Annotated in this window: 10 protein-coding genes; 4 read left to right on the top strand and 6 right to left on the bottom strand. The window is 68.1% G+C overall.

The features are described 5' to 3' along the window. Window positions 1–106 precede the first annotated feature (106 nt). Genes tal through pgl form a run of 4 tightly spaced genes read left to right on the top strand, consistent with a single transcriptional unit; the run spans window position 107 to window position 4,427 of the window. Window positions 107–1,231 (top strand): transaldolase, encoded by a 1,125-nt coding sequence (gene tal, locus RJ1_RS46510; RefSeq protein WP_073370657.1) that lies wholly within the window; start codon window positions 107–109, stop codon window positions 1,229–1,231. Between the two features lie 3 nt (window positions 1,232–1,234). Further along, entirely contained in the window at window positions 1,235–2,779 is a 1,545-nt protein-coding gene (gene zwf / locus RJ1_RS46505) for a glucose-6-phosphate dehydrogenase (RefSeq protein WP_073370654.1), read from the top strand. Beyond that, window positions 2,780–3,691, top strand: coding sequence for a glucose-6-phosphate dehydrogenase assembly protein OpcA (gene opcA, locus RJ1_RS43485; RefSeq protein WP_073370651.1), 912 nt, complete (start codon window positions 2,780–2,782; stop codon window positions 3,689–3,691). Next, window positions 3,684–4,427, top strand: a complete 744-nt coding sequence (gene pgl, locus RJ1_RS43480; RefSeq protein ID WP_073370649.1) for a 6-phosphogluconolactonase — start codon at window positions 3,684–3,686, stop codon at window positions 4,425–4,427. Before opcA ends, pgl begins: the two co-directional genes overlap by 8 nt. A gap of 316 nt (window positions 4,428–4,743) precedes the next feature. Here the strand turns inward: pgl and ppc are convergent, their stop codons facing one another. From ppc to whiA, 6 genes are all read right to left on the bottom strand, one after another. Beyond that, window positions 4,744–7,500 (bottom strand): phosphoenolpyruvate carboxylase, encoded by a 2,757-nt coding sequence (gene ppc, locus RJ1_RS43475; RefSeq protein ID WP_073370646.1) that lies wholly within the window; start codon window positions 7,498–7,500, stop codon window positions 4,744–4,746. Window positions 7,501–7,546: 46 nt separating this feature from the next. Next, a complete protein-coding gene (gene secG / locus RJ1_RS43470) occupies window positions 7,547–7,780 on the bottom strand; it encodes a preprotein translocase subunit SecG (RefSeq protein ID WP_005241788.1) in 234 nt (77 codons plus the stop codon). A 126-nt stretch (window positions 7,781–7,906) separates the two neighbouring features. Beyond that, complete coding sequence (tpiA, locus tag RJ1_RS43465; RefSeq protein ID WP_073370643.1) at window positions 7,907–8,692, bottom strand: triose-phosphate isomerase; 786 nt, start codon at window positions 8,690–8,692, stop codon at window positions 7,907–7,909. A gap of 3 nt (window positions 8,693–8,695) precedes the next feature. After that, the gene (locus RJ1_RS43460) at window positions 8,696–9,907 is read right to left on the bottom strand and encodes a phosphoglycerate kinase (protein ID WP_073370640.1); all 1,212 of its coding nucleotides are present in this window, start codon (window positions 9,905–9,907) and stop codon (window positions 8,696–8,698) included. A gap of 17 nt (window positions 9,908–9,924) precedes the next feature. After that, entirely contained in the window at window positions 9,925–10,944 is a 1,020-nt protein-coding gene (gene gap / locus RJ1_RS43455) for a type I glyceraldehyde-3-phosphate dehydrogenase (protein ID WP_073370637.1), read from the bottom strand. Between the two features lie 228 nt (window positions 10,945–11,172). Continuing rightward, window positions 11,173–11,759 (bottom strand): DNA-binding protein WhiA (gene whiA, locus RJ1_RS43450; protein ID WP_073370635.1); only part of this gene is annotated, 587 nt, incomplete at its 5' end.

Genomic DNA, 11,759 nt, shown 5'->3' with positions numbered 1-11,759 from the left:
TGCCTCCGCCGACTACAAGACCCTGTTCCGCGAGTTCGGCTTCACCGCCGAGGCCGTCACCGCAGCCGCACAGCGCTCGCTCGCACGCGTGAAGGGATAGAACGCCATGACTCAGAACCCCAATCTCCAGAAGCTCTCCGAAGCCGGCGTCTCGGTCTGGCTCGACGACCTCTCCCGTGACCGCATCGAGTCCGGCAACCTCGCCGAGCTCGTCGCCACCAAGAGCGTCGTCGGTGTCACCACGAACCCGTCGATCTTCCAGGCGGCACTGAGCAAGGGCCACGTGTACGACGCGCAGGTCCGGGAACTCGCCGAACGCGGCGCCGACGTCGAAGCCACCATCCGCACGGTCACCACCGACGACGTCCGCGCCGCCTGCGACGTCCTCGCCCCGCAGTTCGAGGCGAGCGGTGGCGTCGACGGCCGGGTCTCCATCGAGGTCGACCCGCGCCTCGCCCACGACGCCGACAAGACCGTCGCGCAGGCCGTCGAACTGTTCAAGATCGTCGACCGCCCCAACGTGTTCATCAAGATCCCGGCCACCGAGGCCGGAATCCCGGCCATCGCCAAGGTGCTCGGTGAGGGCATCAGCGTCAACGTCACGCTGATCTTCTCCGTCGAACGCTACGAACTCGTCATGGGCGCCTACCTCGACGGCCTCGAGGCCGCCAAGGCCGCGGGCCACGACGTCTCGCGGATCCACTCCGTGGCGTCGTTCTTCGTCTCCCGCGTCGACACCGAGATCGACAAGCGGCTCGACAAGATCGGCACCCCCGACGCGCTCGCGCTGCGCGGCAAGGCCGCCCTCGCCAACGCCCGCCTCGCATACGCGGCGTACCAGCAGATCTTCGAGGTGCAGCCGCGCTTCCAGGGCCTGCTCGGCAACGGCGCCCGCCCCCAGCGCCCGCTGTGGGCGTCGACGGGAGTCAAGAACCCCGACTACCCCGACACCTTGTACGTCACCGAACTGGTGGCGCCGAACACGGTGAACACCATGCCGGAGAAGACCCTCGACGCCGTCGCCGATCACGGCGACATCCACGGCGACGCGGTGTCCGGCACCGCCGTCGAGTCGCAGGAGGTGTTCGACCAGCTGACCGCCGTCGGCATCGACCTCACCGACGTGTTCAAGGTCCTCGAGGACGAGGGCGTCGACAAGTTCGAGGTGTCGTGGAACGAGCTCCTGGACGCCACCGCGGAGCAGCTCCGCGCAGCAGGGCAAAAGAGCTGATACGTGAGCGTGCCCGCAGCGTCAGACGATTGGGTCAATCCACTCCGCGACAGTAGGGACAAGCGCCTACCACGCATCGCCGGGCCGTGTGCGCTGGTGATCTTCGGTGTCACCGGCGACCTTGCCCGGCGCAAGTTGATGCCCGCCATCTACGATCTGGCCAATCGTGGTCTTCTGCCGCCCGGGTTCGCTCTCGTCGGGTTCGCCCGGAGGGACTGGTCGGACGAGGATTTCGGCAAGGTCGTGCACGATGCCGTGCGCGAACATTCGCGGACTCCGTTCCGGGAGGACGTCTGGGAGCGACTGTCGGAGGGTCTGCGTTTCGTCAAGGGCAGCTTCGACGACCCGGCGTCCTTCCAGGAACTCGCGTCCACCCTCGGCACGCTCGAACGTGAACGCGGGACCGGCGGCAATCACGGGTTCTATCTCGCGATTCCGCCGGACGCGTTCCCGGTGGTCCTGAAGCAGCTGTCCGAGGCCGGACTCGCGCAGTCGACCGACCACCAGTGGCGTCGTGTGGTGATCGAGAAGCCGTTCGGCCACGACCTCGGGAGCGCCCGCGAACTCAACGAGGTGGTAAACGAGGTCTTTCCCGAGGACACGGTCTTCCGGATCGACCACTATCTCGGCAAGGAAACCGTCCAGAACATTCTGGCGTTGCGATTCGCCAACCAGTTGTTCGATCCGATCTGGAACGCCCACTACGTGGATCACGTCCAGATCACCATGGCCGAGGACATCGGTCTCGGTGGGCGGGCCGGGTACTACGACGGCATCGGGGCGGCACGCGACGTCATCCAGAATCACCTGTTGCAACTCCTCGCGTTCACCGCGATGGAGGAGCCGATCAGCTTCGAACCGTCCGAGCTGCAGGCGGAGAAGATCAAGGTTCTCTCCGCCACCAAGCTCGCCCAGCCTCTCGACGAGACCACTGCCCGCGGGCAGTACGCCGGAGGCTGGCAGGGTGGGCAGCCCGTCGTCGGGCTGCTGGAGGAGGAGGGCTTCGCCGCCGATTCCACGACCGAGACGTTCGCGGCGATCACGCTCGACGTCGACACCCGCCGCTGGGCGGGGGTGCCGTTCTATCTGCGCACCGGAAAGCGTCTGGGCCGCAGGGTCACCGAGATCGCGGTGGTGTTCAAACGGGCACCGCACCTTCCGTTCGATCAGACGATGACCGAGGAACTCGGCCAGAATGCCCTCGTCATCCGGGTGCAGCCGGACGAGGGCGTGACCATGCGATTCGGGTCGAAGGTCCCCGGCTCCAGCATGGAGGTCCGCGACGTCAACATGGACTTCAGCTACGGCCAGGCGTTCACCGAGTCGTCGCCCGAGGCGTACGAGCGCCTCATCCTCGACGTGCTGCTCGGCGAGCCCTCCCTGTTCCCGGTCAACGCCGAGGTGGAACTGTCGTGGGAGATCCTCGATCCCGTCCTCGAGCACTGGGCGGCGGGTGGCAGGCCGGAACCCTACGAGGCCGGCACGTGGGGTCCACCGTCGGCTGACGAAATGATGCACCGCACCGGTCGTGAATGGAGAAGGCCGTAGATGATCACCGACATTCCCGCGACCACCACCGGACAGGTCAACAAGATGCTGGTGGAGCTGCGCAAGACCGGCGGCGCGGTGACCTTGGGGCGGGTGCTCACGCTGGTGGTGTGCACCCGCGACAGTGAGTACTCGGAAGACATCATCGACGCCGCGAACGAGGCGAGCCGCGAGCATCCGTGCCGCGTCATCGTCGTCGCCTGGGGGTCCCGTGACGCGGAACCCCGGCTGGACGCGCAGATCCGCGTCGGCGGCGACGCCGGGGCGTCGGAGGTCGTGGTGCTCCGCCTGTACGGCGAACTCGCCGACCACGAGAGCAGCGTGGTGGTGCCGTTCCTGCTCCCCGACACACCCGTCGTCGTGTGGTGGCCGGAGACCGCCCCGGCGGTGCCGGCCCAGGATCCTGTGGGCAAGTTGGCGATCCGGCGCATCACCGACGCCACGGATCGCGCGGATCCCGCCGCCGAGATCAAGAGCCGACTCGCGTCGTACTCGTCGGGTGACACGGATCTGGCGTGGAGCCGCATCACGTACTGGCGTGCCCTCCTGACGTCGGCGGTCGACCAGCCGCCGCACTCGCCGATCGAATCGGCGGTGGTGTCCGGGCTCGTCGACGAGCCCGCAGTCGACATGATCGCGGGATGGTTGGCGAGCCGCGTCGACGCACCGGTCACCCGGCGGGTCGGCCCGTTGTTCGTGGAGCTCAACTTCGCCGACGGTGGCGCGTTGACCATCAGCCGCCCCCAGACAGGTACCACCGCGACCCTCACGCGCACCGGGAAACCCGATGCGCGGGTCGCGCTCCGCAGGCGTGAGACGAGCGAATGCCTGGCCGAGGAACTACGCAGACTCGACCCCGACGAGGTCTACGCGACCGCACTCGCCGGGCTGACGAAGGTGACGTATGAGTGACATCCATGTAGAAGTCCATCCCGACACCGACACGCTGGTGACGAAGGCCGCGCAACGGTTCGTCGACACCGTCGTCGCCGCCCAGAAGGAACGCGGGTCGGCGTCGGTCGTCCTCACCGGCGGCGGAACCGGGATCGGTCTGCTCGAGAAGGTCCGCGAGAACCCGGGCGACATCGACTGGCGGGCCATCGACATCTTCTGGGGCGACGAGCGGTTCCTGCCCGGCGGCGACCCGGAACGCAACGACGTGCAGGCGCGGGCCGCGCTGCTCGACCACGTCGACGTCGATCCCGACCGGGTGCACACCATGCCCGTCGCCGACGGGATCTACGAGAACGATCCGGAAGCAGCCGCCGTCGCGTATGCGCAGGTGCTGGGTGCGCACGCCGACGGCAGGCAGGTTCCAGTCTTCGATGTCCATCTGCTCGGCATGGGCGGCGAGGGTCACGTCAATTCGCTGTTCCCCGACACCGACGCGGTACGCGAGGAGCACCGATTCGTCGTCGCGGTGACGGACTCCCCCAAGCCGCCGCCCGTGCGGGTCACGCTGACCCTGCCCGCCGTCCGGCACGCCGACGAGGTGTGGCTCGTCGTGTCGGGTGAGGCGAAAGCGGAGGCCGTGGCCGCCGCGGTCGCGGGCGCTCCCCCGGTCGAGATCCCGGCATCCGGGGCGCGCGGTCTCTCGGCCACCCGGTGGCTGCTGGACACGTCGGCGGCATCCCGCCTGCCGCGCTGACACTCTCAACCGACGGGGTCCTCGTCGTCCGCCGGTAACCCGGCGGGCGACCGGGGGTCCCGCTCGACCGGTGTCCGGGTGACCCGGCATTCGGTGACGATCCGACCGGCCCGTCGGGGGCTCGACATGCTCGTCCCCCGAGTTCCAGCTCCCCCGCGCCAGGTGACCGGGTTTCCCGCACAGCGCCTCATCCATCGCCCCTTCGCCTCGGAAACATTGTTGCTCTTTCCCGTTTTGACGCAGGGGCGGACAGTTCGGTTCCCCCGCCCCGCAAGAAAGTTCGCACCTTCCTGACGGGGCCGGGGACCGACGGTGCCTACCCGCTGTTACGCAGTGCGGTGGCGAGCCCGTTCATCGTGAGCTGGATGCCGCGGCGCGTCTGATCGCTGTCGTCGCCCGCCCGGTACCGGCGCAGCAGTTCCACCTGCAGGTGGTTGAGCGGCTCCAGGTACGGGAACCGGTTGTGCACCGACCTCTCCAGTCCGGGATTGTCGGCGAACAACGTGTCGTTGCCGGTGACGGCCTTGTACATCCGGATCGTCCGCTCGTGCTCCTCGGTGATCTTGCCGAACACCCGCTGCCGCAGTTCCTCGTCGGGCACCAGTTCCGCGTAGCGTGCGGCGAGACCCATGTCGGACTTCGACATCACCATGGCCAGGTTCGACAGCACGGTCCGGAAGAACGGCCACTTCTCGTACAGACGCGACAGCGTGGCCACCTTCTCCGGGTCGCCCTGCGTCCACTCCTCGAACGCCGAACCCGTGCCGTACCACCCGGGCAGCATGACCCGGGACTGGCTCCAGGACAGCACCCACGGGATCGCCCGGAGGTCGGAGATGGAAGTGGTCTGCTTGCGGGAGGCGGGACGGCTGCCGATGTTGAGAGCCCCGATCTCCGCGACCGGCGTCGACATCTCGAAGTACTGCACGAATCCGGGTGTCTCGTGGACCAATTCACCGTAGGCACGGCGGGCAAGCGCCGCGAGTTCGTCGAGGATGCGATAGGCCGGTTCGGCGTCGTCGCCGAGACCCTCGACGTCGAGCAGGGTGGCCTCGAGTGTCGCGGCGAGCAGCGTTTCGAGATTGCGTTGCGCGAGGCGGGGTTCCGCGTACTTGGCGGCGATCACCTCGCCCTGTTCGGTGATCCGCAGCGATCCGGCGACCGCGCCGGGCGGCTGCGCCAGGATGGCCTCGTAGCTGGGGCCGCCGCCGCGACCGACGGTGCCGCCGCGACCGTGGAACAGCCGCAACCGGATTCCCGTCTTGCGCGCGGTGTCCACCAGATCCAGCTCCGCGCGGTACAGCGCCCAGTTGGCCGCCAGGTATCCGCCGTCCTTGTTGGAATCGGAGTACCCGAGCATCACTTCCTGGGAGTCGCCGCGCGCCGACACGAGCGCCCGGTAGATCGGGACCTCGAGTGTGGCCTCGAGTGTGGCGGCGCCCTGCTGCAGGTCCTCGATCGTCTCGAACAGCGGCACGATGCCCACCGGGCACGACGGCGCCTCCCCCGAGCCGGGGTCGAGCAGTCCCACCTCCTTCAGCAGCACCGCGGCCTCGAGCATGTCACTGACGGAGGTGCACATGCTGATGATGTAGTTCGGCACGGCGCCCGCACCGAGCGTCCGCACGGCGTCGGCGCCGGCCTGGACAATGGCGAGCTCCTTCGTCGTCAGCTCACTGAACTCCGCGTTCGCGGTGGTCAGCGGACGCCTCGTGGACAGCTCCGCAGACAGCAGTTCCACCCGCTCGTCCTCGGACAGCGACGCGTAGTCGTCGTGCACCCCCGCCCAGGCCAGCAACTCGGCGACGACGGTCTCGTGCACGTCCGAGTTCTGACGCATGTCGAGTCCCGAGAGGTGGAATCCGAACACCTCCACCGAGTCCCGCAGACTCGCCAGCCCGTCGTCGGCGATCGTGCCGTCGCCGCCGCGCCGCAGGGAGTCGTCGACGATGTCGAGTTCGTCGAGCATCTGCCGCGGGGTGTCGTACGGTGCGAGCCCGAGGTCGAGGCCGTGGTCCGGCGTGTCGCCGAGGATGCGCTGCGCGGTGGCCGTGAGACGCCCACGGATGCCGCGCACCGCGCGCCGGTACGGCTCGTCGGCGCGGAACGGTGAATCGTCCTGGGACGCCGCGGCCAGGAGGTCCAGAGCGGGGGTGACGGTGACGAGGCGTGCCGACATGGACAGTTCCCGTTCGAGCGTCTCGAGTCCCTCGAGGTGATGTTCGAGGGCGGTGGCCGCGGCCCGGGTGGTGGCCGTCCGGACCACCTCGTCGGTGACGTAGGGGTTGCCGTCGCGGTCACCGCCGATCCACGATCCGGGGCGCAGGATCGGCTCCCGGCCCAGATCCAAGTCCGGCCAGCGCGACCGCAGCGCGCCACGGAGTTCGGCGTTGATCTTCGGGACGACCTCGAACAGTGCCGCGTCGTAGTAGCGCAGGCCCACTTCGATCTCGTCCTGGATCCGCAACCGCGACAACCGGATCAGCGCGGTCTGCCAGAGGGTGAGGATCTGACGCCGCAACCGGACGTCGACGTCGGCCGTCTCGGACTCGGTCAGGGCGGTGCGCTCGCGGTAGCGCATCAGTTCGGTGATGCGGGACTGGGTGTCGAACACCGTCCGCCGACGCGTCTCGGTGGGATGGGCCGTGATGACGGGCGACACGAGCGCCCCGCGCAGCGCATCGGCGACGACGGCGCTGTCCAGATGCGCGGCGTCGAGTTTGGCGTAGGTGGCGGACAGGGTGCTGTCGGGCGCGGGTTCACCGGCCGCGACGTGGACGGCGCGCCGGCGTTCGCGGTGGATGTCCTCGGCGAGGTTGGCCAGGAGGGCGAAGTGGCTGAAGGCCCGGATGACGGGAATGGTGTCGCCGGTGGAGACCTGGGTGAACATGTCCGCCAGCTCGGCGCGGTCGATCTCGGACCGTCGAACCCGGAACGATTCGACTCTGGCCTTCTCGACGAGGTCGAAGACGTCGTCTCCGGCCTGTTCCCGCACTATCTGACCGAGGATGCCGCCCAGGAGCCGAATGTCTTCGCGGAGTGGTTCGGTGGCCTCACGTGGGGTTTCGATCATTCATCCAGTATCGACCGGTGACGGCCCGTCTGCATGATGAAGCAGATCAGCCGAACTTGATCTCCAGGCCGATGCCGATGATGGCGATCAACCAGATCAGGCCGGTGAACACGGTGAGCCGGTCGAGGTTCTTCTCGACCACGGTGGAACCGGACAGGCTCGACTGGACGCCGCCGCCGAACAGGCTGGACAGACCGCCACCCTTACCGCGGTGCAGCAGCACCAGCAGAATCAGCAGCAAGCTGGTGACCACCAGCAAGATATCCAGAAACAGTTCCATGTCTGTCTACGTCCACCCATCCAGTAGGAACAACTTACGACCTCGTACACCCTACAGGCGCGCCGCACCCGTGCGCCTTTCCGGTAGCGGTAGGTACCGGAAAGGCGCACGAGCGGCGGAGAAGCGTCAGGGCAGCGGTCCACCTGCGGCGATCGCCGACAGCGTGGCGAACTCGTCGGCCTTCAGCGAGGCGCCGCCCACGAGGGCGCCGTCCACGTCCGTCTGACCGACGATCTCACCGACGTTCTTCGCGTTGACGCTGCCGCCGTAGAGCACGCGGACACCGGACGCGACCGCCGGGGAGGCGAGCTCACCGAGCGTGGCGCGGATCGCAGCGCAGACTTCCTGCGCGTCGGCGGCACTGGCCACCCGACCCGTTCCGATGGCCCACACCGGCTCGTACGCGATGACGACCTTGGCGATGTCGTCGGCGGACAGTCCGGCGAGCGAGCCCCGCAGCTGCTCGACGTTGTAGGACACGTGCTCGCCGGCCTCGCGGATGTCGAGGCCCTCACCGATGCAGACGATCGGGGTGAGCCCGTTCTTCAGTGCGGCCCTGGTCTTGGCCAGGACGGTGTCGTTGTCCTCGCAGTGCAGGGTCCGGCGCTCCGAGTGCCCGACGACGACGAACGTGCAACCCAGCTTGGCCAGCATGGAGCCGCTGATCTCGCCGGTGTACGCACCCGAATCCTGGGCCGACACGTCCTGCGCACCGTAGGTGAGCAGGAGCTTGTCGCCCTCGACGAGGGTCTGCACGCTGCGGATGTCGGTGAACGGCGGGATCACCGTCACGTCGACCTTGTCGAAGTACTTCGCCGGGAGCGAGAAGGCGATCTTCTGAACCAGCGCGATGGCCTCGAAGTGGTTCAGATTCATCTTCCAGTTGCCGGCGATGAGCGGCTTCCGTGCCATGCCTCAGCCCTCCAGAACTGCGATGCCGGGGAGTTCCTTGCCCTCGAGGTACTCGAGGGAGGCGCCGCCACCGGTGGAGATGTGCGAGAACCCGTCCTCGGGCAGACCGAGCTGGCGCACCGCCGCGGCGGAGTCACCGCCCCCGACGACGCTGTACGCGCCCTTCCCGGTGGCCTCGATGATCGCCTCGGCGACACCCTTGGTGCCCGCGGCGAACTTCTCGAACTCGAACACGCCCATCGGGCCGTTCCAGAACACGGTCTTCGCGCTGGTCAGGATCGCCGCGAACCGGCGAACCGACTGAGGTCCGATGTCGAGACCCATCCAGCCGTCCGGGATCTCGAGGACGGACACGATCTTCGACTCGGCGTCGGCCGAGAACGAATCGGCGATGACCACGTCCTGCGGGATGTGGATGACGTCGGCGTACTGCTCGAGCAGCGCCTTGCAGGTGTCGATCATCGACTCCTCGCACAGCGAGTTGCCGACCGAGACGCCCTGCGCCGCGAGGAACGTGTAGTACATGCCGCCACCGATGACGAGGGTGTCGACCTTGGGGGCCAACGCCTCGATCACCGCGAGCTTGTCCGACACCTTGGATCCACCGAGCACGACCGCGTACGGCCGCTCGGCCTCCTGGGTGAGCTTGCCGAGCACCTTGATCTCGGCCTCGACGAGCGTGCCCGCGTAGTGCGGGAGCAGCTTGGCCACCTCGTACACCGACGCCTGCGCGCGGTGCACGACACCGAACCCGTCGGACACGAACGCGCCGTCGTCGCCGACGAGTTCGACCAGTGCCTTGGCGAGCTTCGTCCGCTCGGCCTCGTCCTTGCTGGTCTCCCGCGGATCGAAGCGGATGTTCTCCAGCAGGAGAACGTCGCCGTCCGTGAGCCCCTCCGCACGTGCCAGAGCGTCCTGCCCGACGACGTCGCCGGCGAGCTGGACGTTGCGTCCCAGCACCTCGGCGAGCTTCACCGCCACCGGTGCGAGGGAGTACTGCGGGTCGGGCTCGCCCTTGGGGCGACCCAGATGGGCGGTGACGATGACCTTGGCGCCCGCCTCCGCCAACGCCTTCAGCGTCGGCGCGGAAGCGATGATGCGCCCGGGATCGGTGATCCGGTCACCGTCGAGCGGAACGTTGAGGTCGGAGCGCACCAGCACGGCACGCCCCTCGACGCCAGCGTTCAGCAGATCGTCGAGAGTCTGAACTGCCACTGTTACCGGACCTTCGCTCAGAGAGACTTGGCGACGAGACCGATGAGGTCGGCCAGACGGTTGGAGTAACCCCACTCGTTGTCGTACCAGGACACGATCTTGGCCTGATCGTCGATGACCTTGGTGAGGCCGGAGTCGAAGATCGAGCTGTGCGGGTCGGTGACGATGTCCGACGACACGATCGGGGCGTCCGTGTACTTCAGGATGCCCTTGAGCGGTCCCTCGGCGGCGGCCTTCATCGCGGCGTTGATGTCTTCGACGCTGGCCGACTTCCGCAGGTTCGCGGTGAGGTCGGTGACCGAACCCGTGGGGATCGGGACGCGCAGCGCGTAGCCGTCCAGCTTGCCGAGCAACTGCGGGAGGACCAGGCCGATGGCCTTGGCGGCGCCGGTGCCGGTGGGGACCACGTTCAGCGCGGCGGCGCGGGCGCGACGCAGGTCGCTGTGCGGGCCGTCCTGCAGGTTCTGGTCCTGGGTGTACGCGTGGACCGTGGTCATGAGGCCCTTGACGATGCCGAACTCGTCGTCGAGCACCTTGGCGATGGGGCCGAGGCAGTTGGTGGTGCACGAGGCGTTGGAGATGATGTTCTGGCTGCCGTCGTACTTGTCGTCGTTGACGCCCATCACGATGGTGATGTCCTCGCCCTTGGCGGGGGCGGAGATGATGACCTTCTTGGCGCCGGCCTCGAGGTGGCCCTTCGCCTTGGCTGCGTCGGTGAAGATGCCGGTGGACTCGACGACGACGTCGACGCCCAGGTCACCCCACGGAAGCGCCGCGGGGCCTTCCTTGATGGCGAGAGCCTTGATCTTCTGGCTTCCGACGACGATGGTGTCTTCGCCCTCGAGCGAGACGTCGTGCGGGAGACGACCCAGGATGGAGTCGTACTTCAGGAGATGCGCCAGCGAAGCGTTGTCCGTGAGGTCGTTGACCGCCACAATCTCGATGTCGGTGGTTCCGAGCGCCTTCTGCGCATCCACCGCCCTGAAGAAGTTACGTCCGATACGGCCGAAACCGTTTACGCCTACCCGGACAGTCACAATCTGCTCCTTTGCGCATGATTCTGGTTGTGCAGCTCTGCTCCCGCGCCGCTACGACACCACCGACGGGTGGTCGGCGCGGGGGTTCATCGGTCGATGTGACTCTTACCCTAGTGCGCGGGCCACACGCGCGCGCAGTCACCTCCGGGCGCCCTTTCCCGGCCGGCTCGACCTCGAACGAACGGGACGCTCGTGCGATCCGAGGCAAGGAGCGTCCCGTTCGTCCGGTCAGGCGTCGTCGAGAAGGTCTGCGGTGACCGCCGACTCGGTGTCGGGGATCCCGGTTTCCTTCGCCTTGCGGTCCGCCATCGACAGCAGCCGCCGGATGCGGCCTGCGACGGCGTCCTTCGTCATCGGCGGGTCGGCGAGCTGGCCGAGTTCCTCCAGCGACGCCTGCCGGTGCTCGACGCGGAGATGTCCGGCCGCCGCCAGGTGGTCGGGGACCTCGTCACCCAGGATGTCGAGGGCCCGCTCGACGCGTGCGGCGGCCGCGACGGCGGCGCGGGCGGAGCGGCGCAGGTTGGCGTCGTCGAAGTTGGCGAGCCGGTTCGCGGTGGCCCGGACCTCCCGGCGCATCCGGCGTTCCTCCCACACGAGGCGGGTGTCCTGCGCCCCCATCCGGGTGAGCAGTGCGCCGATGGCCTCGCCGTCGCGGATCACCACCCGATCGGTGCCGCGTACCTCGCGGGCCTTCGCGGAGATGCCGAGTCTGCGCGCCGCCCCGACCAGTGCGAGCGCCGCCTCCGGGCCGGGGCAGCTGACCTCGAGCGCGGACGACCGGCCCGGTTCGGTGAGGGAACCGTGGGCCAGGAACG

This window comes from Rhodococcus jostii NBRC 16295, assembly GCF_001894825.1.
GTDB classification, from domain to species: domain Bacteria; phylum Actinomycetota; class Actinomycetes; order Mycobacteriales; family Mycobacteriaceae; genus Rhodococcus_F; species Rhodococcus_F jostii.
The sequence above is the reverse complement of the archived record's forward strand: the minus strand, read 5'-3'. Positions and strand labels throughout refer to the sequence as shown.

Bases quoted from the DNA above. Each gene is read 5' to 3' on its own strand.
- tal (WP_073370657.1), top strand. From the start codon at position 107: ATGACTCAGAACCCCAATCTCCAGAAGCTCTCCGAAGCCGGCGTCTCG.
- opcA (WP_073370651.1), top strand. From the start codon at position 2,780: ATGATCACCGACATTCCCGCGACCACCACCGGACAGGTCAACAAGATG.
- pgl (WP_073370649.1), top strand. From the start codon at position 3,684: ATGAGTGACATCCATGTAGAAGTCCATCCCGACACCGACACGCTGGTG.
- ppc (WP_073370646.1), bottom strand. From the start codon at position 7,500: ATGATCGAAACCCCACGTGAGGCCACCGAACCACTCCGCGAAGACATT.
- secG (WP_005241788.1), bottom strand. From the start codon at position 7,780: ATGGAACTGTTTCTGGATATCTTGCTGGTGGTCACCAGCTTGCTGCTG.
- tpiA (WP_073370643.1), bottom strand. From the start codon at position 8,692: ATGGCACGGAAGCCGCTCATCGCCGGCAACTGGAAGATGAATCTGAAC.